Origin of the sequence: Lentilactobacillus sp. Marseille-Q4993 (assembly GCF_951230165.1) — a bacterium.
Lineage (GTDB): Bacteria > Bacillota > Bacilli > Lactobacillales > Lactobacillaceae > Lentilactobacillus.
In genome coordinates this window covers 1-23,833 of sequence record NZ_CATNVB010000007.1, presented here as the reverse complement: position 1 = coordinate 23,833, position 23,833 = coordinate 1, and the positions used below count along the sequence as shown (strand labels likewise).

The 23,833-nt window shown below is 39.5% G+C and carries 27 protein-coding genes; 12 read left to right on the top strand and 15 right to left on the bottom strand.

The features are described from left to right. Window positions 1–45 precede the first annotated feature (45 nt). The 9 genes from QOW94_RS04245 to QOW94_RS04205 form a co-directional block, all read right to left on the bottom strand. Window positions 46–1,047: an acyltransferase family protein gene (locus QOW94_RS04245; RefSeq protein WP_283678945.1), complete on the bottom strand. Its 1,002-nt coding sequence runs from the start codon at window positions 1,045–1,047 to the stop codon at window positions 46–48. Between the two features lie 324 nt (window positions 1,048–1,371). Continuing rightward, complete coding sequence (locus QOW94_RS04240; RefSeq protein ID WP_283678944.1) at window positions 1,372–1,605, bottom strand: hypothetical protein; 234 nt, start codon at window positions 1,603–1,605, stop codon at window positions 1,372–1,374. A 929-nt stretch (window positions 1,606–2,534) separates the two neighbouring features. After that, window positions 2,535–2,834, bottom strand: coding sequence for a hypothetical protein (locus QOW94_RS04235; RefSeq protein WP_283678943.1), 300 nt, complete (start codon window positions 2,832–2,834; stop codon window positions 2,535–2,537). Window positions 2,835–3,118: 284 nt separating this feature from the next. Beyond that, on the bottom strand, window positions 3,119–3,451 hold the full coding sequence (locus QOW94_RS04230) for a hypothetical protein (protein ID WP_283678942.1): 333 nt from the start codon (window positions 3,449–3,451) through the stop codon (window positions 3,119–3,121). 49 nt (window positions 3,452–3,500) lie between these two features. After that, complete coding sequence (locus QOW94_RS04225; RefSeq protein ID WP_283678941.1) at window positions 3,501–4,571, bottom strand: ABC transporter substrate-binding protein; 1,071 nt, start codon at window positions 4,569–4,571, stop codon at window positions 3,501–3,503. Next, window positions 4,571–5,389: an ABC transporter permease gene (locus QOW94_RS04220; protein WP_283678939.1), complete on the bottom strand. Its 819-nt coding sequence runs from the start codon at window positions 5,387–5,389 to the stop codon at window positions 4,571–4,573. The genes QOW94_RS04225 and QOW94_RS04220 overlap by 1 nt, the downstream gene beginning before the upstream one ends. Beyond that, a complete protein-coding gene (locus QOW94_RS04215; RefSeq protein ID WP_283678938.1) occupies window positions 5,379–6,200 on the bottom strand; it encodes an ABC transporter permease in 822 nt (273 codons plus the stop codon). Before QOW94_RS04215 ends, QOW94_RS04220 begins: the two co-directional genes overlap by 11 nt. A gap of 11 nt (window positions 6,201–6,211) precedes the next feature. Further along, window positions 6,212–7,300, bottom strand: coding sequence for an ABC transporter ATP-binding protein (locus tag QOW94_RS04210; RefSeq protein WP_283678937.1), 1,089 nt, complete (start codon window positions 7,298–7,300; stop codon window positions 6,212–6,214). Window positions 7,301–7,351: 51 nt separating this feature from the next. Beyond that, window positions 7,352–7,723 (bottom strand): hypothetical protein, encoded by a 372-nt coding sequence (locus QOW94_RS04205; protein ID WP_283678936.1) that lies wholly within the window; start codon window positions 7,721–7,723, stop codon window positions 7,352–7,354. 85 nt (window positions 7,724–7,808) lie between these two features. Between QOW94_RS04205 and QOW94_RS04200 the strand changes: the two genes are divergently transcribed. From QOW94_RS04200 to QOW94_RS04185, 4 genes are read left to right on the top strand one after another with little or no spacing between them, the layout of a single operon-like run. Beyond that, window positions 7,809–8,783 carry an asparaginase gene (locus QOW94_RS04200; RefSeq protein WP_283678935.1) on the top strand — a complete coding sequence of 325 codons (975 nt, stop codon included), beginning with the start codon at window positions 7,809–7,811 and terminating at the stop codon, window positions 8,781–8,783. A 15-nt stretch (window positions 8,784–8,798) separates the two neighbouring features. After that, entirely contained in the window at window positions 8,799–9,959 is a 1,161-nt protein-coding gene (locus QOW94_RS04195) for a hypothetical protein (protein ID WP_283678933.1), read from the top strand. Between the two features lie 13 nt (window positions 9,960–9,972). Beyond that, the gene (locus QOW94_RS04190) at window positions 9,973–10,326 is read left to right on the top strand and encodes a hypothetical protein (RefSeq protein ID WP_283678932.1); all 354 of its coding nucleotides are present in this window, start codon (window positions 9,973–9,975) and stop codon (window positions 10,324–10,326) included. A gap of 5 nt (window positions 10,327–10,331) precedes the next feature. Then, window positions 10,332–10,544 (top strand): double zinc ribbon domain-containing protein, encoded by a 213-nt coding sequence (locus QOW94_RS04185; protein WP_283678931.1) that lies wholly within the window; start codon window positions 10,332–10,334, stop codon window positions 10,542–10,544. A gap of 112 nt (window positions 10,545–10,656) precedes the next feature. On the opposite strand, the gene QOW94_RS04180 is transcribed toward QOW94_RS04185, so the two are convergent. Both QOW94_RS04180 and QOW94_RS04175 read right to left on the bottom strand, forming a co-directional pair. Further along, window positions 10,657–11,430, bottom strand: coding sequence for an ABC transporter permease (locus QOW94_RS04180; protein ID WP_283678930.1), 774 nt, complete (start codon window positions 11,428–11,430; stop codon window positions 10,657–10,659). Beyond that, window positions 11,430–12,284 carry an ABC transporter ATP-binding protein gene (locus QOW94_RS04175; RefSeq protein WP_283678929.1) on the bottom strand — a complete coding sequence of 285 codons (855 nt, stop codon included), beginning with the start codon at window positions 12,282–12,284 and terminating at the stop codon, window positions 11,430–11,432. The genes QOW94_RS04180 and QOW94_RS04175 overlap by 1 nt, the downstream gene beginning before the upstream one ends. A 178-nt stretch (window positions 12,285–12,462) precedes the next feature. Here QOW94_RS04175 and QOW94_RS04170 point away from each other — a divergent pair, with 178 nt between their 5' ends. From QOW94_RS04170 to QOW94_RS04145, 6 genes are all read left to right on the top strand, one after another. After that, the gene (locus QOW94_RS04170; RefSeq protein ID WP_283678928.1) at window positions 12,463–13,041 is read left to right on the top strand and encodes a helix-turn-helix transcriptional regulator; all 579 of its coding nucleotides are present in this window, start codon (window positions 12,463–12,465) and stop codon (window positions 13,039–13,041) included. Window positions 13,042–13,508: 467 nt separating this feature from the next. Then, the gene (locus QOW94_RS04165; protein ID WP_283678927.1) at window positions 13,509–15,242 is read left to right on the top strand and encodes an ABC transporter ATP-binding protein; all 1,734 of its coding nucleotides are present in this window, start codon (window positions 13,509–13,511) and stop codon (window positions 15,240–15,242) included. Beyond that, window positions 15,242–17,125, top strand: coding sequence for an ABC transporter ATP-binding protein (locus QOW94_RS04160; RefSeq protein WP_283678926.1), 1,884 nt, complete (start codon window positions 15,242–15,244; stop codon window positions 17,123–17,125). Before QOW94_RS04165 ends, QOW94_RS04160 begins: the two co-directional genes overlap by 1 nt. An 11-nt stretch (window positions 17,126–17,136) precedes the next feature. Then, entirely contained in the window at window positions 17,137–18,099 is a 963-nt protein-coding gene (locus QOW94_RS04155) for a hypothetical protein (RefSeq protein ID WP_283678925.1), read from the top strand. A gap of 136 nt (window positions 18,100–18,235) precedes the next feature. Further along, window positions 18,236–19,087: a DegV family protein gene (locus QOW94_RS04150; RefSeq protein ID WP_283678924.1), complete on the top strand. Its 852-nt coding sequence runs from the start codon at window positions 18,236–18,238 to the stop codon at window positions 19,085–19,087. 14 nt (window positions 19,088–19,101) lie between these two features. Then, window positions 19,102–19,590, top strand: a complete 489-nt coding sequence (locus tag QOW94_RS04145; protein WP_283678923.1) for a DUF1836 domain-containing protein — start codon at window positions 19,102–19,104, stop codon at window positions 19,588–19,590. A 332-nt stretch (window positions 19,591–19,922) separates the two neighbouring features. Here QOW94_RS04145 and QOW94_RS04140 read toward each other — a convergent pair whose 3' ends face one another. The 4 genes from QOW94_RS04140 to QOW94_RS04125 form a co-directional block, all read right to left on the bottom strand. Beyond that, window positions 19,923–20,105, bottom strand: coding sequence for an LBP_cg2779 family protein (locus QOW94_RS04140; protein WP_283678922.1), 183 nt, complete (start codon window positions 20,103–20,105; stop codon window positions 19,923–19,925). Window positions 20,106–20,173: 68 nt separating this feature from the next. Continuing rightward, window positions 20,174–20,491, bottom strand: coding sequence for a hypothetical protein (locus tag QOW94_RS04135; RefSeq protein WP_283678920.1), 318 nt, complete (start codon window positions 20,489–20,491; stop codon window positions 20,174–20,176). A 99-nt stretch (window positions 20,492–20,590) separates the two neighbouring features. Then, window positions 20,591–21,826, bottom strand: coding sequence for an ABC transporter permease (locus QOW94_RS04130; RefSeq protein WP_283678919.1), 1,236 nt, complete (start codon window positions 21,824–21,826; stop codon window positions 20,591–20,593). Next, the gene (locus QOW94_RS04125; RefSeq protein ID WP_283678918.1) at window positions 21,819–22,712 is read right to left on the bottom strand and encodes an ABC transporter ATP-binding protein; all 894 of its coding nucleotides are present in this window, start codon (window positions 22,710–22,712) and stop codon (window positions 21,819–21,821) included. Before QOW94_RS04125 ends, QOW94_RS04130 begins: the two co-directional genes overlap by 8 nt. A 215-nt stretch (window positions 22,713–22,927) precedes the next feature. Here QOW94_RS04125 and QOW94_RS04120 point away from each other — a divergent pair, with 215 nt between their 5' ends. Next, a complete protein-coding gene (locus QOW94_RS04120; protein ID WP_283678916.1) occupies window positions 22,928–23,425 on the top strand; it encodes a DUF3278 domain-containing protein in 498 nt (165 codons plus the stop codon). 12 nt (window positions 23,426–23,437) lie between these two features. Next, the gene (locus tag QOW94_RS04115) at window positions 23,438–23,647 is read left to right on the top strand and encodes a helix-turn-helix transcriptional regulator (protein ID WP_283678915.1); all 210 of its coding nucleotides are present in this window, start codon (window positions 23,438–23,440) and stop codon (window positions 23,645–23,647) included. Window positions 23,648–23,833: the final 186 nt, after the last annotated feature.

Genomic DNA, 23,833 nt, shown 5'->3' with positions numbered 1-23,833 from the left:
GCATGAATGCTATCGGGAACCTTTTTTTGAGTTCAATTGTTGATTTTAAATTCTACTTGGCGATAGATAGAGTGCTCGCTGGTTACGAGGAAACTCAATAACCGCTAACATCAGTGGAATTATTAACGCAAAGCCAATCTTCACTGTTAAGTTGTGGATGCCTGCCATTCCGCACAAGTCGAGAATTGCCCGATGGAGAAACATAATGATCATCGTGTGCTGACCAATAAATTGAAGGGCCAAACTATCTTGAAACTTAGTAATCAGGTAAGACCAGGCAAAAACAGTGAACGATAAAATCAGGGGAATCGTAGCCATCATCACCACGTTTGGTAAAGATGAGTGGATCATGTGTGATTTTAGGGACATCTTAAAGGCAAAGATACCATTTAATTTCATTACAATGAGACTGATACTAGCTATCGTTAAGCTAGCAATAACGATTGGCTTTTTTAGCCATTCCCAATTGGTATGCATGAATAGGTAGCCTAAGTAAGTAAATAATACTGTAATTAAGGCAATATCAACGTTCCAAGGTAACATATTATAGCCATTGATTTGGAGACTTACGTGGTCGTATGAACATCCAATTATGAACATAGTTCCTACTATGATGAGTTGTTGCCAACGGCTTTTGATTGCTGAAACCAAGAAAGTGACAAACGTAATTGAGATCAGGTAAACGTTCACGAACCAAAATGCGGTGGTGTAATTGTTAAGTGTCCGGCCACCCCATAGTAGATTAGGCAGATAATCCAGTAAGTAATTAACTGGTTTGCCGTTTACCAACCCGAAGAGGGCGATTAAGATTGCTCCTGCTCCGAAATAGACTAGGAGATCCTTCTTGATTCTTCGATTGAAGAAGGATTTAATTTGGTTTAGTTTGATGGGTTTCAAAAAGAAACCACTAATGATGAAAAATAGGGGCATGTGCCACCAGTAGATAATTTGAGTAGTGTTGCCACTCGGTAGTGCATGACCAATAACGACAGCAATGATTCCGATTGCTTTGGCAACGTCAATCCATTCAATTCTCTTTTTAAACATTTTTCCTCTATCACCTTACCATTTGTTTATTTCTCTCTAAAACAGTCCATTAGTTATTTTAGTCAAATTAACCAGCTTGTTAAGCAATATGCTCTTTGCTGTTATATAGTAAGTTATCAAACTCAACTTAAGCGCGGCTTAAATGATTTTGTACCAACATGGTAACGAAATGGACCAAATTTGGGCAATAAATATGCTTGTGAGGGAAGTTGACCAGGAATATGGGTAAATACGCAGGTGATTGGTGAAGGGCGGTGAGACAGAAAAAGCGGGGAATTGAAAGCCCACAATTGCTTTCAGTTCCTCGCTTTGTATATATGATGATTACTTCACCTTAGTAATCGTCACAATATCATTAATGTTTTTAAAACTAATTTTGGAAGAATGATTGAAAAAATTCGTCAGCGTAATTGCTTGGCCACTGATTCCGGTGATGCTACCAATCCAGTCCTGACGGTGCCCCGTCCGTCTCAGCGAGTCGTTGACTTTGACCTCAACGATTTTGCCTTTCTTCATGTAACCAGCAGCGATATTTTCTAATGATTGAATTTGTTCCATGTTCAAGACCTCCAGTTCGTATATTCAATTATACGAACGAGCGTTTGTATCTTCAATCTTGAAATTAAGGTGGGTTTGTGCATTTGAACTTTTAAAATCAATGAAAATAAGTAGTCTGTAATTTTCAACAGAAGTAACGGGAATCAAGAGCAGTCTCTGCAAAAATTAACATACGGAAATAATTATAATTGCAAGTGGGGGTACGGGTAACCATTTTTGTTGAGCTTAATGTTCAAGATGATCTCTATTTTTTATGAGTGTTTAGTAATAGTTGAATCTTAACTACATCTAAGTGCTACTATGTCGTTTGCTTTAACGATACTTATCTATTCAAGAATTGGCCAAGTTGAATTGATTTGGTACTTTTTCTTTAAATCATTGTAAGCATAATCACTGAATTGTAGTCAATAAATGAAATAGGTTTTTCGAGAGAATGGGGACTGCAACGTCGCTATAGTGGTTTTGAGCTCATTACTTAGTTCATATTGAATTTTCGTGACCCTGTATCTTTACTTGGGCTCAATGAAAATCCGAATGAATTCGTTCATTCTCTAACAACTTATCATGGCGTAGGGTTATTAAACCTAGCTACAATTAGGGATGAATTAGGTGTTACTGTCTGTTGGTCAGACCTTAGAGAGTATTTTCTAAGAAACACCGCGATAAGTATGAAAAGAGGTTCTACTTGATAAAGTGTTGCACTTGGTTTGATGATCCGGCAGATGTTACATTGACCCAAATACATATTTTTCAATGTTGGTTATTTTTATGGGAAAGAATCTGGTAAGTGGAAAATGCAATAATTGCCAGAAAACTGCACCATATCAGCGCTAATAAAGGTTGGAAATCGAACCACCCATTATAGTCAATGGCAAACATTATGATACAGGATGCTATTATAATTAAAATATAGCCAAAACGCATTACCATCACGCCCTTTCTATATAGCCATTGCTTGGCTTTTTATCATTAGGATTACCCCAAGCAGTCAATGAAGTTGAATCCATATAATGTGAGTGGTCTGGATTGAAGAATTCCTTCATTTGTTCCCGTGCAATAGTCTGCTTCTCTACGGAGATTTGCCTAACTTGAATTTCTTTATCAATCTCCTGATCGATGTTGTTATCATCGTTAATACTATTATTATCTGATAATACAGATTGTTTATCCGTAGACATTGCCGAATTATTATCTGCATGAACGACTTCTACAACTGATGATGTAGCCACGCCCCCTATGGTTAACAATGTTACACTTGACTGAAAAATTAAACGGTTAGAACAATTCATTCTAATCTCCTTCAATACTAAAATTTATAAATAACAACATAGGTTAATAAAAACTATGTCGATATTTGTTATTAATATTACTGTATTATACAAGTGTGACTATATCGTGCTTAACTATAGAATATTTCTTTAATATAGATCGACGAAATAAAGAAGCGGTATTTAGCAGACCAAAAATAAAAACACCACCCAGCCTTTCAGCTCGGTAGGTCTTGAGTTAAGTTCTAGTCGGTTCTCCAAGTTTCAAAGAACTGCTCATTCTTGCCCATGTAATCAATTGCTTCCTTAGCCAATTTATCAGCCTCAGTAGCTAAATCATCATCTGAGATTCCTGGAGTTGAGTTTCTTAAGAAGCCCACGCCAATGTTGTAGAACTTGTTCTTACGACCATATCCATTGTCTTTAAGTAGGTCGTCAATCTTGGTGTAATCTTGTTTTGCTACGTTGTACAGGTCAGCTGAGATATTGTCAGCTGGGTTTAAAATCGTTGCAGCATATGTGATCAGAAATTCATTCATATCAATGATAACATCACGTCGCCGGTTTTGCTTTGCCATTAAAATCACCTCATGTATTAGTTTAAAACAAATTAGCCCGTTTGACTAATCAGTGTTTCATTTTGAACTCAAGGTACAAATCGTTGTACTGCTCAACTTTTTGCTGACTTAGGTTCTTGTAAACCTGCAGGCGGTCGATTACCTGTTGGTCTGGATAGAATTGCTTATCCGTTTGAATCTGTTTAGGTAGCAACTTGAACGCTTTGGTATTTGGGGTTGAATAACCTATATACTCAGCGTTCTTAGCGGCATTTTCTGGTTCAGACATAAAATTAAGGAACTTGTAGATTGCTGTGAAGTGTTTGGCTGTCTTGGGGATGACCAAATTATCAAACCACATATTGCTACCTTCAGTGGGCACAACGTAGTGGAGGTGGCTATTTTGTGACATCATCTCCGCTGCTTCACCTGACCAATCTACGGCAAGGGGAGCCTCACCTTCGGCCATGTACATTTTAATTTCGTCAGCGACAACTGCTTTAACGTTTGGTGCCAGTTTATCGAGCTTTCGTTTAGCGGCCTTAAGGTCTGCGGTATTCGTAGTATTAACGGATTTGCCCATTGAAATCAACGAAAGTCCCATAATGTCACGAGCAGAGTCGATCAGCATGATTCGGTTCTTGTACTTTTTGTCCCACAGTTGATTCCAGTGGGCGATGGATCCCTTCTTGATGTACTTATCATTGTAAATAATTCCAAGGGTGCCCCAGAAATAGGGTAGTGAGTACTTATTGCCAGGATCAAAAGTCTTGTTCATGTAATCCTGACCATAATTGCTGATGCCAGTTAGCTGACTCTTATCTAGCGGAATCAATAATTTATCTTGCTTCATTTTTTGAACCATGTAATCACTAGGAACCGTTAAATCATAGTTGGTTCCGCCTTGCTTGATTTTGGTGTACATCGCTTCGTTACTATCGAAGGTTTCAACGTTGACGTGGTAGCCGGTTTCCTTTTGAAACTTGGTAATCAATGAAGGGTCAATGTAGTCACCCCAGTTGTAAAGGTTAAGCACTTTAGAGCCGGTGTCACCGGTAGTTTTCTGAAGTTCATTACTACCAAAGGCAAGACCAGCGCAAATTATTAATAGTGATGTTATTGCAATCAGTAGGCGTTTCATTATTCAACCGCCTCCAGTCTGTTCTTCTTGCGACCCTTAGAAACATTGTGGCTTTCAATGAAGTAGTACACCAAAACAAGGATGAGCGAGAAGATGAACATGATGCCAGACAGGGCGTTGATTTCCAGGTCGATTCCTTGCCGAGCCCTGGAATAAATTTCCACTGATAGGGTGGTAAAGCCATTTCCGGTAACAAAGAAGGTAACGGCAAAGTCGTCGAGTGAGTAGGTGATTGCCATGAAGAAACCAGCAATGATTCCGGGTTGAATATAGGGAATAATGATTTGTGACAGGATCTGGGATGGCGTTGCTCCCAGGTCTAACGCGGCGTTTATCAGCGATGGACTCATTTCGTTGAGGCGGGGCAGGACCATGAGGAGCACGATTGGAATTTCAAACGCAATGTGGCTCAACAGAACTGACCAGAAGCCTAACGGAACACTTAGTGACGTGAAGAAAATCAGGAAACTAGCACCAATGATAACGTCTGGTGATACCAGCAGGATGCTGTTTAATGACAGCAGGGTTTGCTTAGTGTGTCGCTTGCGAGCGTTATGAACCGCAAATGCTCCGATAGTTCCAATAATCGTTGAAATTAATGATGATAGTAAGGCAATTAATATCGTGTTGAGAAAAATTGCTAGCATCCGTTTGTCAGCGAACAGGTCTTGATAATGTTTAAGGGTGAACCCGTGAAAGTTCGCCATTGTGGTGCCCTTTGAGAAAGAGTAAATAATTAGGTAGGCAATTGGAATGTATAGCAGCAAAAAGATAAAAATGAGGTAGAATTTACCAAATTTTGACGCTTTACTTTGCATTTAGCTGCCCCCGTTTCTTCTTCTTTGTGTTGGTCAATAACATAACGATAACCATTGAGATGATTAAGACGACCCCAATCGTTGACCCCATTCCCCAGTTCATTGTGGTTAAGAAGTGTTCCTCAACCGCAGTACCAAGGGTAATAATCTTATTTCCACCAATCAAACGTGAAAGCATGAAGAGTGATAACGATGGAATAAAGACGATTTGCACTCCCGATTGAATTCCTGGTTTGGTGAGAGGGAGAATGATTTTAGTGAATGTCTGGTAAGTAGTCGCCCCTAAATCATGACTTGCTCGAATGAATGACCCGTTGATGTCGACCAGTGAATTGTAGATTGGCAAAATCATGAACGGAATTTGAATATACGCAGCTACCAGAATGAAACTGGCGTTGGTGAATAACATGTGATGAACGCCTAGCCCGAAAAATTGGGATAGGTTGTTCACCAGACCGTCGCGACTAAGTAGCCCGATAAAGGCGTATGCTTTGAGCAACAAGTTGATCCACGTTGGCAGGATAACCAGAAGAATCCACAAATCACGATGCTTAAGTTTACTTATGTAGTAAGCCATTGGGTAGCTAATCAGTAGGGCAATCAGGGTAATCAAAAAAGCATAGAGCACGGAGTTGGCGGTCATTGCCAGGTAGGTTCCTGATGCGAAAAAGTTGCGGTAATTATCGAGGGTAAACTGACCCTGAACGTTAAAAAAAGAATAATAGAAAATCAGTCCAACTGGAGCAATTACGAATAAACCCAGCCAGAGGATGTACGGCGTCATGAAGATGGCCTTTGTTCCTTTGTTCATTATCAGCCCTCCTAATCTTCGTAACTATCTAGTCGTTCATTGAAGTTTTCTTCTGACTCGTGGTAACGCATAACGTGCATATCATGAGGCCCAAAACTCAAGCCAACGATTTTATCGTCTTCCGTTGCGTTAGTTGAATGAATCAGCCATTCATTACCGTCGGAATCGTACGCCAAAATTTCGTAGTAGTCACCACGGAACAATTGATCACTGACCTTGACCTGGAGTTTTCCGTTTTCTGGGGAAGTGATTACTAGGTCTTCTGGGCGAATGACGACTTCAACTGGTTCGTTGGGACGCATTCCAGCATCGGCACTTTCAAACTGGTGACCGAGAAACTCAACTTTGTAATCTTCAATCATCTTACCGGGGATGATGTTGCTTTCACCAATAAAGTTAGCAACGAAGTGGTTAATTGGCTCGTCGTAAATATCAACAGGGGTTCCCTTTTGGAGGATCTCACCGTCGTTCATTACGAAAATCTCGTCTGACATGGCGAGCGCTTCTTCTTGATCATGGGTAACGAATAGGAATGTAATTCCTAAACGCTGCTGGAGATCACGCAGCTCGTACTGCATGTCCTTTCGCAGTTTGGCGTCCAATGCAGAAAGAGGTTCATCAAGAAGTAGCACCTTTGGTTGGTTCACAACTGCTCGGGCAATAGCGATTCGTTGTTGCTGACCACCAGAAAGTTCAGTGATTTCCCGGTTGGCATACTTTTCAAGTTGCACTAATTTGAGGGCGTCAGCAACTCGTTGCTTAATTTCGTCCTTTGGGGTTTTAGACACAACAAGACCAAACGCCACATTTTCAAACACGTTCATATTTGGGAAGAGGGCGTAGTCCTGAAAAACGGTGTTAAGCTGGCGTTTGTTGGCTGGAATTGAGTTGATTCTTTTGCCATCAAATAGCACTTCACCGGAACTAACGTCGGTAAACCCAGCAATTGCCCTTAATATAGTTGTTTTACCGGAGCCTGATGGGCCAAGAAGGGTGTAAAATTCACCCTGATTTAATTTAAGATCGATATCTTTTAAAGCAACGAAGCCATCATCATAAACCTTGGAGACTCCTTTTAATTCCACAATTGCTTTTTCCAATCGTTATTCCTCCTACACGTACTTATTACTCTAAATTATACAATACTTATGCTAATGGCGAGATGAGCGATGGTTGCTTGAACCCTTGATTTTTTGAACTTTTCGTTTAAATTTTGACTTGGCTTCATCGGATACGTAGTCGAAGTGTTCCATTCTGCCACCGAATGGTTTGCCGGCGAGTCGCATTTGAACCCATTTTTGCATTACGGTTACCATTGAATTTACGGAAGCGATTCGTTCAGGAATTCCTTCCTGTTTAGCTGCGGTTAAAATATCGTCGTTTAAACGATTAATTAGATTTTGATTGTAGTCGACCAGCTCCTGGGTGAGTGGGGCATCCTTGTACTGATTGAACAGTTTTTCAATCTGTCGCATGGCATCCTTTGAGTTGGAAGGTTGGTAGTATCTATCTTGGTCGGTCATGTTATCTGCCTCTTAAAAGTTTTAAGTTTATTACCTATATTTTACGGTACAATAGTATAGATTAACAGGTAGGAGAGATTAAGCAATGAAAACTATTTTAGCTATCCATACAGGTGGGACGATTTCAATGTCTCAAAACGAGAACGGTGAGGTTGTCCAAAACGACGAAAATCCAATTGCAGAACAAGAAGTTATTTTGAACGGTGAAATCAACTTGATTACTGACGAAATGTTCAACTTGCCTTCGCCTCATGTGACGCCAAGGGTTATGTTGCAGATCAAGCAACGAATCAAGCAGGCAATTGCTGATGGAGTTGATGGGGTGGTTATCACTCATGGAACAGATACCCTTGAAGAAACGGCCTATTTTCTAGATTTGACTCTCCCAGCAACGATTCCTGTCGTCTTGACGGGTGCAATGCGTTCATCTAACGAAATTGGTTCGGATGGATTATACAATTTTCAAAGTGCGATTCGAGTAGCGGCAGCTGATGCATCATACGGTAAGGGTGTCTTGGTCGTGATGAATGATGAGATTCATACTGCCCGTTACGTTACCAAAACTCATACAACAAACGTAGCAACGTTCAGAACTCCTACGTTTGGCCCAATTGGAATCGTGACCCAGAAGAGTGCGAACTACTTCCAAGAGCTGATTGAAACCGAAGTTTGTGACATTGATTCCGTTCTTGATAATGTATACTTATTGAAAGCATACGCTGGAATGGATGGAACACTATTTGATGCAATCAATGATGGTACGACTAGGGGCTTAGTTATTGAGGGCCTTGGGGCTGGAAACCTGCCACCAGAAACGTTACCAGCAGTTCAACGGTTGCTAGATAATCAAGTTCCTATCGTTTTGGTGTCAAGATGTTACAATGGTGTGGCTCAAGATATCTATGACTATGATGGTGGTGGTATCGAGCTTAAAAAGATGGGCTTGATTCTATGTAAAGGGCTGAATGGCCAGAAGGCTAGAATCAAATTACTTGTTGGCCTAAGCGACGGTAAAAAGGGCTCGGACTTAGTTGAATTTGTAAATAACGCAGTATCTTAATTTGGATGGTGGATTTTGATCGAAATATACGAAGAATTGCGATCAGCACAGATTGATGAAATGCTGGTCAATGTTTATCAAAAAAATAGCGAAATTGTCTATACGGGAGTTATTCAATATCTCAGTTCTGCTGACCTAGTCATGGATACGTACAGTGACTATGGCCTGCGGGATGGTGAGGTTTATTTGAAGATTGCTGGAATTGAAAAGGTCGAAACGGATAGTTATGACATCGCTAGTATGAAGGACCGGATTACGTTTGATGAAGACAGCGGAATTGAACTTGATGAGAACGCTGAATTGCCGGTCAATCTTTCGGATAACTTATTCCTAAACATTATCAATATGCTCAATGCTCAGGAAAATCCAGCCCTAATCGTTACTTTGAATAATGAAAAGCTGGAGTATTCTGAGGGAATGATTCTTGATATTGATAGTGATCAACTGAAGTTCAACCAAATCAATAAGTTTAACTTTAATGAATCAAAGCACGTTACTATTAAGTTTCGCGATATTGTTGGCATTGAGTTTGGCGGTAGCGAGCTCAGGCTATTGAAACATTCAATTGAGTTTGTTACGCCGGAAAACCATATCGAACCATTCACGGTTGAGGATAAAGACGATATTATTCAGTATATCGGTGGCCTTGAACAGTCAGGGAAGCTATTTACCTTGGAAACCGCAGATGATCGGAAGTACTTTTACGTGGGTTCAGTAGTTTCTCAAAACGCAAATGAACTGGTTATTCGCGTTGTTGATATGAGTGGTCGGTTTGGTGGTTACGTTTGGCTCCGTTATGACGATATCAAACGGTTGGTCCTTGAAAGTGACTACTTAACCATTTTACGGAACTATGTTTACGATAACTGGAACAGTCAGCACTTTACCCTGCAAGGCTTGAATGCTCAGCGAGACTTTGATGATAATGACAATATTTTACTCAACATTTTGAGTCAAGCGGTTCATTTTCATAAAGTGATGCGATTTGAGCTGACTGGAAATCAGGATTTGCTCGGGGTGCCTGAAGTTATTTACTCAAAAACTGGGAGTGTCAAGATTCGGCTGATTGATATTGACGATGATGGTTTGTTGACAAAAGAAGTGGGAATCGAAACAATAAAGGAAGTAGCCTTTGATTATTTCAAGGCGTTCTTATTAGAAAATCATATTGATTAAGGGGGATTCATCAATGGCAGGCAAGCGAAAATCAAAGTTTCCTAAGTGGATTGTTGATACATTACAAATATCAACAATGATCATTATTTTAATGGCGGCGTATAACTTTTTTGGCCCAACATTTATTAAAAACGGGAGCTTTATGCCTTGGTGGACCTTTCCATACTCAATTGCCGCAACAATTTTAATTGTTGGGGGTTGGAAGTTCTTTGCCCATCGAATGGACCTGATTCGAGTTGAAATGAAGCGCGAAGACGAAGCTAAGCAAAAGGCCGCTGAGGAGCGAGCGCGAAAGGCTGCCGCATCCGATGCCAAGGCTGCAGAGGTTCGTCGTCAACGGAATCAGAGTCAGCAACAATCTAGGTGATCACAATGGCAGAAGATATGAAATTTTGTCCATACTGTGGATATAAGTTGGAAACAAAGGTTGATGTCTGCCCAAATTGCGGTAAGCAATTGACGCCTAAGACGAATTCGATGAACAGGCTGATGTGGAATCCCTATGCGGAAGGGATGAAACGGTATCAGGATGGCAAGCCGAAGAAGTCGTGGTGGCAGAGGTGGATGGAGAAAAGAAAGAAGTAAGGTCACGTTTGACCACGGATAATTATAATCTGGCAATACCTAACAAATAGGTGTTGCCTTTTTTAGTAATCACTGGCAAGCTGTTTTTGCTGTACATATATGGGCAAAAGGTCTAAATCTTTCGCTTTGAAAACACAATTGCGGCAGCAATAAGCATAATTGCGGTCCAAATAATATCTCCAATAAGTAATTGACCTGTTGTTAGGTGAGAAATATAGTGATAATTTGCATTAGCAAATTGTTCCTGTAAATTTAACATATTAAAAGGATTCCATTTAACTATTGGTACTTGTTTTATCATGGATTGAATAATCAGATGTGATAATCCTTGACCAAGAAAAGTTACCCCCAGTCCAACAGATATTGAAATCGCACTGTTACTTCCAAATGCAGCCAAAAAAGCAACGATACTAATTATTAGAAAGGAGCTAAATACATCTAAACCAGCATTTGCTAGGAGGTTTATTATTAGTGATCTTTGATGCATATAGTTTTCATTTAAATTCAGACTAGGAAACATTAGAAATTTTATTCCTAGTGTCAGTATGATAATAAAAATATGAAGAAAAACACTATAACAGGCAACCAGAAATATTTTTGTCCCAAAAATCGTAAATCGATTACTGGATTGGATTACTAATTGTTTAATAGTTCCATATTCAAACTCCATTGTAATAAAAGAAGCGCTGATCACAATAGTTATTAAGAGCAGCCATTGAAATCCCGCAAAGCCTGATGAAAAGTAAAATTTTACATCTTGGATTTTAGTCTGGTAAAGATTTGAAACGGCCAGTAGTATTGTTAATACAGTTAAAGCAAGGATCGAGGTCCAAGTAGAGTTTTTATGAGTCATTTTAAAAATTTCTTGATTTAATATGCTTTGCATCAATTTTCCTCCTGATTATGGTCATCTAAGTATTTTAATAATGAATCTTCAAGATCACTTGGACGATATCGAATATTGTTTATTTTGACTCTTTGTTTTATCAGGCGTATAAGTTCATTATTTAATTGACTAAAATCTTCGTTATTTATTTCAACGCTTCCAGCAGAAGTTTCAATCACTAATTTACGAGTAGACTCTTGATACAACTTTTCTAAAGAAGTAGACAAGGTCACCTTTCCGCTATCTAATACAATCACATCATCAATTATTTTTTCTAACTCACTTAAAATATGACTTGATATAAAAAAAGTCGTTCCATTCTTTGAAAGTTTTTGAATTAAATTTCTCAACTGTCTGGTTGATTGGGGATCCAATCCATTCATTGGCTCATCAAGAATAACTAAGTCAGGGTCATTGATTAGCGCAAGAACAATTCCAAGCTTCTGTTTGGTACCAAGTGAGTACCCCTTGACCTTTTTGGGAAGATATTTAGTTAGTCCTAATTGATCAGAGAAACTAATTATTTGTCCTATATCATTAGTCATCATTTTAAGGTGCTCAAAGCCCGTTAAAAATGGATAAATTGCGGGGCCTTCAATTAGGGCTCCCACCTTTTGCTTAATAATGGAGTGATGTTGTGGGGTGACCTGTTGTCCTTCAACGAATATTGAGCCAGAATCAACACTAATTAATCCCAAAATGGATTTCATTACAGTTGTCTTTCCCGCACCATTTGGTCCCACTAGTCCAACTACCCTTCCTCTTCCCAAAGAAATGGAAACATTTTTAAGTATAGATTGTGAATTTATGTGCGTACAAATTTTTTCAGTGCTTACAATTGAATTCTGTGGCATATATTAACCTTCCTCAATTAATTTTGAGTTAAGCATACATCCAAAAATTTAGATTGCAGCAATAATATTGATGGTTATTGCTGATGTTACGAAACGTATCTTGCTTGAGAATGAAATTGCGAATAAGATGATTACATAATGATTTTAAGTTTGCGTTTTTTGAAATGAGGTTTGCGATTTGTCTAATAATTTAGCTAGTAATTTAAAAAAACTAAGAGACTTAAACAATATAAAGCAAAGCGAGTTGGCTGTTAAATTTCATGTATCAAGATCAACTGTTTCTGGATGGGAAACAGGAAGAAATACCCCTGATATTGAAATTTTATACGGCCTTTGCAACTTCTACGGGATATCAATGGAAAACTTACTTTCTCCAAAGGTTGTTATCACTCCTAAAATAAAAATAAACCATTTAATTATTGTTTGGATTCTTATTGTAGTCTTGTTTATTGAAAGGATAACTCAATTATCTTCCCAGTTTGGGTTAATCTATATGGATTTCCTAATACTAATTCTTTTTTCATCACTACTATTGTCTAGATTTGTTTCCTTAGGAAAAGTTCATAAGTTTATTGGAGACAAGATATTTGTTGGTGCATTAATAGTGTTTGGTATTTTAAGTTTGGCTTGTGGAATTTTGCAACCCTTCAACATAGGGTTTGGTTTTAGTACAACTAATCAATTTTGTGGCATTTTATCTCTGGGGTATGTGTTATACACGTATGTTTTAAAGTTAATTAAGCAAAGAAAAATTTAAGATTAAGCGTAATATTGCTGTTTGTAAAGAAGCATTTAGTATTTTCTAATTACTTTCTATCTTTTGAGACTAATTTTTGGATTACTTAAATTTTTCCTTCTATGAATAATTAAGAGAAAATGCACTTGCATAATCATTCAAAGAGCAATACCTATCAGTGGTGAAATTATCGTTGGGAGTTTACTCCCTACGGTAAGACCAGATTTTGAGACTTTTATGATTCTAAAAAGGCTCAAAACTGTGTCCACCACGTTCCATAGGTATTGCTAAAAGAATGGTTATGCTTTTTATATTTAGCATTATAGAAAGACTTAAATCTGTGCTCATTGCGGTCCAAAATCATGCTACGAGAACGATTAAGACAAGAATATAAAATAAATTATCAGAACTTGTTGCATGTTTGTAAGAAAAGCGTACAATAACTCATTGTATTTAATGTTAACCAAGCTTTCGAAAGGAGCTGTGAAATGCTAAAAGTTGCTAAGGGAAGAATCTCTTATTGGGCCGTCCTTGGTGCGATTCTCTTCATGATCGTCCAAGTTGTCGCCAACCTAAATCTTCCCAGTTTGACCTCAGATATCGTTAACAACGGTGTCGCAAAAGGTGATATTGACTATATATGGAAAGTCGGATTTGAAATGGTCGGCTTCTCACTGTTAAGTATTGCCGCAGCCGTTGGTAACGTGTTACTTGCTTCAACGACCTCCCAAAAGTTAGGTCAAAATTTACGAAGTGACGTTTATAAAAAGGTAATCGGCTTTTCTAACGATGAGTTTGATCAAGTTGAGACTTCATCACTGATTACCAGAACGACGAACGACGTTATTCAAGTTCAAAACGCAGCCATGATTATGTTAAGAATGATGATTATGGCCCCAATCATGCTGATTGGAGCTAGTTTCTTAGCTTACTCAAAGGATCACCAACTAACGATGATTTTCGTAGTGGTTGTGCCATTGATGCTGTTGTTCGTTGGCCTGCTACTCTACTTTGCAGTGCCACTGTTCCAAGCAATGCAGAAAAAGACAGATAAAATTAACCAGGTCTTCCGTGAAGGATTGACTGGGGTTCGGGTTATTCGAGCATTTCGGCAGGACACCCGTGAACAAGATCGATTTGAAGATGCTAACCAAGATTACACCCATAATGCAATAAAGGTTAACACGATTATCGCTACAGCTTTCCCAGTGATGACTTTGATCATGAGTGGAACTAACGTTGCCATTGTGTGGTTTGGTGCTACTTTAATTGGTAACCAAGCAATGCAAGTTGGTAACTTGATTGCGTTTATGACATACGCAATGCAAATTTTGATGAGTTTTATGATGCTTTCGATGGTGTTCGTATTTATTCCACGGGCCCAAGCATCCGCCAAACGAATCAAGACCGTGCTTGATATGAAGTCGACTATGGCTGAAAAGCAGGACGCAACAAAGCTTCCCGAAAGCACAGAACACGAATTACAATTCGACCATGTTGATTACCGTTATCGTGGAGCCGAAATGTTAGCCCTTGAGGACATTGATTTTGATGCCAAGAGTGGTCAAACAGTTGCCATCATTGGTGGTACTGGGTCTGGTAAAACCACGTTAGTTAACTTGATTCCCCGGTTCTACGATATTGAGAAGGGTTCAATCAACTTAGATGGGATTAATATTGAGAATATTGGCTTTAAGGAATTGCGGGATGCTGTTGCATTTGTTCCCCAGAAGGCAACGCTATTTACCGGAACATTAAGGGAAAACTTGATGTATGGTAACGAAAATGCAACTGACGATGACTTATGGCACGCACTTGATATCGCTAAGGCATCTGATTTCGTTAAGGAAAATCCAGATGGCCTTGATCAAGAAGTTGAACAGGGTGGTGGTAACTACTCTGGTGGTCAAAGACAACGACTTGCTATTGCCAGAGCGTTGGTAAAGCAGGCATCTGTTTACGTCTTTGATGATTCGTTCTCAGCTCTTGATTTTAAAACTGATTCTGAATTAAGAGCGGCCCTTAGAGCCGATAGTCACATTCAACAAAGTGTTACTGTAATCGTTGCCCAAAGAATCGCTACCGTTGCAGATGCAGATGTAATTTTAGTTCTTGATAATGGTAAGTTGGTTGGTAAGGGTACTCACGAAGAACTTAAGCAAACTAATGAAGTTTACCAAGAAATCATCAAGTCTCAATTAAGAGGGGAGGATGACATTTAATGAGTGATAAAAAAGCAACAGTTCGCCCAGTTGGCCCCCGTGGCGGTGGTCATGGTGGTCCTCATGGTTTAGTTGAAAAGCCCAAGAACTTTTGGGGAACGACTAAACGACTAATGAGCTATATGTCAGATCGAATCGTCGGTTTGGTTTTAGTTTTGGCGTTTGCCATCATTAGTGTTATCTTCCAAATCAGGACCCCTAAGATTTTAGGTGAAGCAACAACCGAAATCTTCAAGGGAGTTATGAAGGGGTCGGCTCAACAAAAAGCTGGCTTTAATATCGCTGGCTTGCCAATCAACTACGATAAGATTCTTCAAATTATTATCATAGTTATTGTGATGTATTTGGCATCAGCCCTCTTCAGTTTTATGCAACAATTCATCATGACTAGAATTTCGCAGAACACGGTTTACCGGTTGCGAAAGGTCATGAAGTTAAAAATGAAGAACGTTCCTATTAACTACTATGACACCCATAGTAATGGGGATATCATGAGTCGGGCAGTTAACGATATGGATAATATTGCCAGTACTCTACAACAAAGTTTGACGCAAGCCGTGACTTCAACCGTTACCTTCTTCGGAACTTTGTACATGATGTTTACAATTAGTTGGAAGTTGACCTTGATTGCTTTAGTAACGATTCCACTAAGCTTATTGGTTGTGGGATACGTGGCTCCTAAGTCTCAAAAGTTCTTTGGAGCTCAACAAAAGAGTCTTGGTCTGCTGAATGATCAAGTTGAAGAAAATTACGCTGGTCACGTTGTTCTTAAGAGTTTTAACAAGGAAGACGACATGATCAAGAAGTTTGAAATTCAAAACGAAAACTACTACAAATCAGCATGGAAGGCACAGTTCATCTCAGGAATCACGATGCCACTTATGATTTTCCTTAATAACGTTGGTTATGTGTTCGTTGCCGTTATTGGTGGAATTCAGGTTTCTAACGGAACGGTTACTCTTGGTAACGTTCAGGCTTTCCTTCAATACACCAACCAATTTTCACAACCGTTAGCTCAGTTAGCCAATTTGATGAACACGATTCAGTCAACCATTGCTTCTGCAGAGCGGGTCTTTGATGTTCTCGATGAAGAAGAAATGAAAGACACCAATGAGAATCGGGAAGTTAAGGAAAACACTGATAACCTGATTGAGTTGGAACATGTCCAATTTGGATATGATAACAGTGAGTTATTGATGACTGACTACAATTTGGAAGTTAAACCAGGACAGCAAGTCGCAATCGTTGGACCAACTGGTGCTGGTAAGACAACGATTATTAACTTACTAGAACGATTCTACGACGTGAGTGGCGGCGCTATTCGCTTGAACGGTAAGGACACACGCGACCTTGACCGCGAGGAGTTGCGTTCTCACTTTGCAATGGTGCTCCAGGACACTTGGCTATTCTCAGGTAGTATCTATGACAACATTAAATATGGTCGCGAGGATGCTAGTCATGATGAAATCATTGCTGCTGCTAAGGCAGCCCACGTTGATGAGTTTGTTAGAAAACTACCAAATGGTTATGATACGGTGCTTAATGAAGAGGCATCAAACATTTCCCAAGGTCAACGTCAACTTGTGACGATTGCCAGAGCGTTTGTTGCGGACCCAGAAATCCTGATTCTAGATGAAGCTACTTCATCAGTTGATACGAGAACTGAAGTCCAAATTCAACACGCAATGAGTCAATTGCTTGAAAACAGAACGAGTTTCGTTGTTGCTCACAGATTGTCAACGATTCAAAACGCTGACAACATTATTGTTATGAATCACGGTTCAATCGTTGAAACTGGTACCCATAATGCATTACTTGAGAAGAAAGGGTTCTACGCAGATCTGTATAACTCACAATTCTCTGGTAATGTGGAATTAGGATAGGAGGAACTGACGTGAAGAAGAAAATCTGGTTATCCTTAGTTGCTGTCTTTATCGGCGTTCTCCTAGTGGGTTGCGGTAAGAAGACACTAACAGTTAAGGACCACCAAATTAACCCAAGTGGTCTAGCCGCTGTGGTCAAAGGTAATTCAAACCAAAAGCATGTTTCATATACTATTGACGGCGGTAATAAACAAACCGTGAAAGTTAAGAACGGTGCGTTTGCAGTGGTTATCCCAGCTAAGCCAACCGACCAAAAAGTGAAAGTTTCAGCTGCTAATCTAAAACAGACCGTTACTGTTAATAAAGCTAAGGTTCTTATCAAGTATCCCAAGCTGAGTGTTCAGTATAACGAAGCAATCACTGCAAGTGAACTTTCTAAGGCTGATCAAAAGAAGGCTAAAGAGGTTCAAGCTAAGGGTGCTGCCCTTAAGAAACAACAAGCTAGTTTGCAGAGTAAGGCTGCTAAGGCTAAGAAACAACTAGCAAGTGGCGATACGTCAGCAGCATCTGATTTGCAGGATGTTGCTACCCAAGGTAAAGATATTGCTGCTCAAGGCCAAGCGCTCAAAGCTGATGGCCAAAAGGTCAAGAAAGCAATGAAGCGGGCTAAGGCAAAGGTCAAGGACCGGTTAATGCCAAGCAAAATCAGTAGCGGGGTCCATAACCTCATCACAACCAAAAACCTAACAATTAGGGCTAATGTTGCTAATGATAAGGTAACTGGAATTGCAATCATGGTTCCAATCAAGAGCTTGAAGTCAGTTAAAAAGGCTACGGGATTCGGAACTTCATTTGCAGTGTTGAGTAATACGGTTGGAGCTGATGCTAAGAAGATTATGAAGGAATTTCAGGATAAGGCGAAGAGTAAGGACAAGAACTCGACGACTACCAAGACCCTTCATTCCAACGGTATCGACTTTGATATGGGTTATTCAACTACCACACTATATATTTACGTAACTAAGGCGAAGTAAATTTATGATAAAGCAAAAATCACAACCAGCGAGGTTGTGATTTTTTTGTGTCTTCAATTATACGGTATTGACAACTACAAAATGTAGTTTAGAATACTACATAAATACAAGGCTTTTGTTAAAAGGAGAACTCACAATGAATCCCAAAATTGGATTGTTAGTCGATTCTGCAACCGATATTCCTACTGAAGTAGCAATGGAAGAAAACGTAGAAATCGTTCCATTGATGGTTACGGCTGAAGGTAATGATTATCTTGATCGTGAAACGATTGAACCAATTGAAGTTTATGAAATGATGAATAATGGCGTGATTCCTACAACCGCTAGTCCAACCATTGCTTTAGTTAGCAAATCAATTGAAAGACTAAAGGCTAAGGGTTATCACAACATCATTGGGGTAACCATCTCAAGTGGCCTATCAGTCACTAACAGTGTGTTCAAGCAGGCTGCTGACCTTGATGAGTCAGTCAAGGTTAATGTTATCGATACCAAAAATATTGGGATTGGGGCTAGATTAATTGCAACTTTTGCTGAAGAGCTAATCAGTGATGGCGTTGACTTTGATGACGTTGTTGACCGGGTCACTGAATCGGTTCTCAGAAGCCGGGTTTATTTCTACGTTCCGAGTCTGAAGTACCTTCGAGCTGGTGGTCGAATTGGTCGGGTTGCAGGAATCCTTGGCTCAGCATTAAAAATAAAACCAATTATTTCATGTAATTCAGAGGGAATCTATTATCCAATTGACAAAGAACGGTCTGAAAAGAAAGCGTTGAAAAAACTTGTTGATTTGGCAATAACTCATGCCAAAGCAGCTCCCAGTTTCAGAATCGGGGTGGCTCACGGTCATAATGAGGCCCTTAGCGAGCAAGTAGTCGATGATATTAAGAAGATTTTTCCAGACCATAAGGTTTTTCGGGGCGATGTATCCCCAGCGCTGGGAGTCCACACTGGTCCTGGCCTGATTGGAATCGCTGTTCAGATTGACTAGGGGGTGTTGATGATTTGGAAACCCAACCCAAACCGTTGAAATTACCATTGTGGGAAGAACTGCCTGATTTTAGTCTGCATTTGGATCAGCTGATTGAGTTTACTAACAAGTATGTTGAGCCGATTGTTGGTGATAAACTAACGAAGACGATGATGCACAACTATTTCAAAGCTAATGTAATCAAGTCACCTGATGGAAAATTGCATGATCGGATTCAAGTGGCTGGTGCAATTGTTGTTAGTTTGTTGAAAAACGTCTTTTCGCTAACTGAAATTAAACTCGGATTGGCATGGATATTATCAGACGATTCGCCCCAAGTCGGATACGATAACTTTGTTAAGATGTTCAATGAGCAGGCAGAGCAAAAGTTAAATGAAGTGACCAGCATTGACTTGAAAGGGGCGTCGAAGCCAACTGTGATGCAGTATAATGCGGTGCAAACGGTATTGTTTTGGCGGACAACCAAGATTCTTTTGAGGACGAAATTTGATGAAAAAATGTAAATCGGGATAGGAATAATAGGTTTATTAAAAATTAGAGTGTAGTAAACTAGGTACACCTAAAAACATGGATTGGACATACCTAACTATATCACTGCCTTTTTGCTTTTACTCAAACTCTTGCCACACGCAGTAACCATCAGGACTGATGCCCATTATTCATGGCCCTCAGTTACTGTTGGGTTTGCAGTAAACATCAAGAGTGAATCCCGCTTTTCGCAGAATCCACTAATTGTTGTTCTTGCTGGGGCACTAAGACGAAATCAAAGATTTCTGTAGTGCTCTCTGCGGGGGTGGAACGACGAAATCATCTTCGTATGATTTTGTTCCACCGCCTATCTAACAAACTTCTGAATTATTGTAAGCTCTTCATTTGTTGGATCAGACTCCATTGATTTAATTGAGTGGAGGCGTTCGACCGAAATGTGCAAGTTGAACGCTAACTGAGTATCCGGCATATCGTGCTTCTTTTGATAATGAATGATTTCCTCAGCTATGTTACTAAATTGGTCTCCCATGTTAATCCCTCCATTTGATTGATTACTTTAATTATACCAATAAATTTACAAAACGTGGCTAATGCGGTCTATCGATGTCGTAACCCATATTCGATTACCGCAATAATAATCACTGAAATTATGAGTGCGATGAAAATATGTTGGTGTGAGTGAAAATAAAAATAGTAGAAAATTCCTAAAAACACAAGTGCCAATGAGGCATATCGAATGTGATTGTGATCAATTGATAAAAACGCTAATCCAATCACCGTGACGATTGAGCCAGTGAGAACTCCAGTTGCACTTACCGAAGAACCAAACGTTAACATTAGCGAAACAAGGCCAATTACGATTCCAGCTAAAACTGCGAAAAGCCCGAATGCAAACGTAAATTTATTTGCCCGCATATTTTCACCTGCTTTCATTATTGATAATTTAAGTATAGAACAAAATTAAAAACTGACAAAGAAAAACCGACTGAATTTTCAGCCGGTTTTGTCGATTTATTACTTATTTCCGTATTTCAATCCTCGTTTGAACCGATTCCAGAAACTTGAGTTATCACTTTGCAGCATCAATCCTTCATAGATTGAGCTGATGTAGTAAGCCATTGCACCAATAGTTACAATTAAGATAATCAACGATAACCCAATCCCCGCCCCAGAGACAGAGCCATCAATCACCCTAATGGGCATGAAAAATGATGACATGAATGGGACAAATGATAGAATTTGGGTTACCACGGACGTGGGGTTATCAATGAATGAAAATGAGAGTAAAAATGCGGCAAGACAAATGTAGATAGCAGGGGTAGCCGCTTTGTTCGCATCCTCAGCTTTAGCAACCAATGCCCCACTGAATGCGGATAAAATCGTGTAAATCACAACCCCCAGAAATACAAACAATAGGTTAACGTTGATTAAGTTGCCAATCACCATGTGAATTAAGTGGCTGTTATCATTTATCAATTCTTTGAAATCGCCACCCACTTTAGCAATGTTAAAACTAAGGTAACCACCAACAACGTAAATTGCGATTTGAGTACAAATGACGCCCATAATTCCTAGCAGTTTACCGAAGAAGTATTTTTGGGCGGTTGTACTTGAAAAGATGATCTCAATAATCTTGGTTCCCTTATCCTGGGCAATTTCTTGGGCCGTAATCGTCGAATACGTTAGTAAGATGAAGTATGCCATCACAACCAGTAGGTAAAATGCAACGACCTTGTAGGTTTCGTTGTCTGATTTACCTTGGTTATTAACATGCTGGGTTATACTAGGCTGCCGACTTAAAGTTGTTAACTGTCTTGCCGTGACCTTAGAGTCCATGATATTTTGAGCCTGTTGGGATTTTTGAAGAAACGCTATCAGACCAGTTTGAGTAGCTGCCGACATCTTTTTATTACCTGTGTATTTAGCAGTTAACCTGCCTGACTTTTGTTGAGATATAACAACGTAACCATCGAGATCATTATCATGGAGCTTACGTTTTGCCGTTGCCTCTGACATTGATTTCGACGTAAACGCATCCGTTGTTTTGGTAACTTTAGTGGCTGTAACCGCGGGGGTGTGAGAAATTACCGCGATTTCTGGCTCACTATTGCTACTTGAATTAGATGAAAGGTAGCCAACTCCTACGGAAATAAGCAGGAGAATAAACGGGGAGATAACCATCAAGAAAAAACTCCAGGTCTTTACTTGATGAGAATAGGTTTGCTTGGCAACGGTCCACATTTTATTCATCTATCTCACCAACTTTCATTCTAAAAATCTCGTCTAGACTAGGAGCTTGTTGACTGAAGGTTTCAATGTATTCACCGTTAGAAACTCGTTTGAATACTACCTTGCCGACCTCCTCTGAGCTTAGTGTAAGTTGGTAGTGGTCTGAAAACTGTTTGGCGTCAATAACTCCGGGGATGGTGGCAACATCAGAAATCGGAATGGTTGGTGAAATGATCAACTTAGTTCTGGGATACTGGTTCCTAACTTGATTGACCGGGCCATGAAGGACAACGTGGCCGTCCTTTAGCATTACTAGTTCATCGCAGATTTCTTCAACGTTATTCATATCATGACTTGAGAAGATGATTGTTGCTCCGTTTGCCTTGGCTTCAAGAATCGCAGCCTTTAGTAGTGAAGCATTGACGGGATCAAGACCACTAAACGGTTCGTCCAGAATGATAAACTTAGGATCATGAATCAGAGTACAGATTAGTTGCACCTTTTGCTGGTTACCCTTGGATAGATCCTTAATTTTATCAGTTGGCTTGCCCTTCACTTCAAACTTCTTCATCCAACCTGGTAATTTTTGGCTGACCATTTTGGCCGGCATTCCCTTAAGAGCTGCTAGGTATGTAACTTGTTGCTCAATCGTCATTTTAGGTAAGAGACTTCGTTCTTCGGGGAGGTAACCAACTTCATCAAACGATTTCTCCGTGATTGGTTCGCCGTTCCATAGAATTTCACCGTCATGAGAGATGAAATTGAGGGTGCTATGAAACAGAGTGGTTTTACCAGCCCCATTTTGACCAATTAATCCCAGAATTGTGCCGTCGTTAATTGAAAAATTGACGTTACTGAGGGCTTTTACTTGGTCGAATTGCTTGCTGACATTGTTAACTGAAAGCATGGATTCTCCTTTTCGCAGTAAAGTTTTTAGTATCATCAAGTTACCACGATTAATAAAAGAATAGTAGTTGTTTTATGAAAATACTGCCGCATGTAAACCAAGATATACGCTTTTTTTACCAAATGGGGTTGTTTTTGAACTCTTTTGGATGCAAAATATAGTTGTCATCTTGGCAATATATATGTTGCACACAAAAATGTTTGGAGACAATCAAAATGTCAAAACTGGGAAGATTTATATTTGGAATTGATGGATCACTTGATGAGGCTCAACAGGAACGCTTGATGAAGGCGGGGATGAGCAGCTTAGTGATGATTTACATATTAAATTACGGTTTGCTTGCTGTGTCGATTCTTATTGATTGGCTAACAAAGCACCATAACTTGAGTATATACACGTTTGTAATTATGGCGTTTATCGTTGTTTTTACAATCTATACTGAATTTAAAATTAACCAAGCAAACGTCAGAAATTACGAGGTGTACAGCGAAGATGAGTATCATTCAAGATTGAAGTTGGAGCTAAAGCGGAGCCTGATGTGGTCACTGGTTACTGTGATTCTATACTTTGGGATGTACTTTGGTTTAAATTTATTATTCGGTGATTCAATGGATTTATCGTTCTTTGTTGTAGGTGCTCCATTTCTTTTTGTATGGTGGACATTAGCTAATTATGGTGGTCGTAAGAAAAAGATCGTCAAAGTGTACGAATAGTTGGTGCTACTAATGAATAATAAAATTCGTGAATTTCGCAAACTAAGGGGAATGTCCCAGCGTGATCTAGCAATGCAGGTCGGAATCACCCGGCAAACGGTGGGACTGATTGAAACGTTCAAGTATAACCCGTCATTGAAGGTGTGCTTGAAGATTGCTGATGTGTTGGGAACGGGATTAGATGAGTTGTTTAATCCGAAGTATTTTGATGAGGAAGAATAACAAAACAATCTAAGATTAGATTTAGATAGAGATGATCAACTTCATCCTCTATCTAGATCTTTTTTAGTTACACTGAAGATGAACTTTAAGACCGAGCATGCTCCCTTGGACCTAGAGTCCCCAATTTAAAATGGTCTTCGTTATCTTCACAGCTTTAACCTGATTTAAGATTGATGACCTTCGAGG

Bases quoted from the DNA above. Each gene is read 5' to 3' on its own strand.
- QOW94_RS04175 (WP_283678929.1), bottom strand. From the start codon at position 12,284: ATGCCACAGAATTCAATTGTAAGCACTGAAAAAATTTGTACGCACATA.
- QOW94_RS04240 (WP_283678944.1), bottom strand. From the start codon at position 1,605: ATGGAACAAATTCAATCATTAGAAAATATCGCTGCTGGTTACATGAAG.
- QOW94_RS04165 (WP_283678927.1), top strand. From the start codon at position 13,509: ATGCTAAAAGTTGCTAAGGGAAGAATCTCTTATTGGGCCGTCCTTGGT.
- QOW94_RS04205 (WP_283678936.1), bottom strand. From the start codon at position 7,723: ATGACCGACCAAGATAGATACTACCAACCTTCCAACTCAAAGGATGCC.
- QOW94_RS04180 (WP_283678930.1), bottom strand. From the start codon at position 11,430: ATGCAAAGCATATTAAATCAAGAAATTTTTAAAATGACTCATAAAAAC.
- QOW94_RS04120 (WP_283678916.1), top strand. From the start codon at position 22,928: ATGTCAAAACTGGGAAGATTTATATTTGGAATTGATGGATCACTTGAT.
- QOW94_RS04130 (WP_283678919.1), bottom strand. From the start codon at position 21,826: ATGAATAAAATGTGGACCGTTGCCAAGCAAACCTATTCTCATCAAGTA.
- QOW94_RS04245 (WP_283678945.1), bottom strand. From the start codon at position 1,047: ATGTTTAAAAAGAGAATTGAATGGATTGACGTTGCCAAAGCAATCGGA.
- QOW94_RS04200 (WP_283678935.1), top strand. From the start codon at position 7,809: ATGAAAACTATTTTAGCTATCCATACAGGTGGGACGATTTCAATGTCT.
- QOW94_RS04125 (WP_283678918.1), bottom strand. From the start codon at position 22,712: ATGCTTTCAGTTAACAATGTCAGCAAGCAATTCGACCAAGTAAAAGCC.
- QOW94_RS04215 (WP_283678938.1), bottom strand. From the start codon at position 6,200: ATGAACAAAGGAACAAAGGCCATCTTCATGACGCCGTACATCCTCTGG.
- QOW94_RS04220 (WP_283678939.1), bottom strand. From the start codon at position 5,389: ATGCAAAGTAAAGCGTCAAAATTTGGTAAATTCTACCTCATTTTTATC.
- QOW94_RS04150 (WP_283678924.1), top strand. From the start codon at position 18,236: ATGAATCCCAAAATTGGATTGTTAGTCGATTCTGCAACCGATATTCCT.
- QOW94_RS04135 (WP_283678920.1), bottom strand. From the start codon at position 20,491: ATGCGGGCAAATAAATTTACGTTTGCATTCGGGCTTTTCGCAGTTTTA.
- QOW94_RS04230 (WP_283678942.1), bottom strand. From the start codon at position 3,451: ATGGCAAAGCAAAACCGGCGACGTGATGTTATCATTGATATGAATGAA.
- QOW94_RS04190 (WP_283678932.1), top strand. From the start codon at position 9,973: ATGGCAGGCAAGCGAAAATCAAAGTTTCCTAAGTGGATTGTTGATACA.
- QOW94_RS04185 (WP_283678931.1), top strand. From the start codon at position 10,332: ATGGCAGAAGATATGAAATTTTGTCCATACTGTGGATATAAGTTGGAA.
- QOW94_RS04225 (WP_283678941.1), bottom strand. From the start codon at position 4,571: ATGAAACGCCTACTGATTGCAATAACATCACTATTAATAATTTGCGCT.
- QOW94_RS04115 (WP_283678915.1), top strand. From the start codon at position 23,438: ATGAATAATAAAATTCGTGAATTTCGCAAACTAAGGGGAATGTCCCAG.
- QOW94_RS04160 (WP_283678926.1), top strand. From the start codon at position 15,242: ATGAGTGATAAAAAAGCAACAGTTCGCCCAGTTGGCCCCCGTGGCGGT.
- QOW94_RS04140 (WP_283678922.1), bottom strand. From the start codon at position 20,105: ATGGGAGACCAATTTAGTAACATAGCTGAGGAAATCATTCATTATCAA.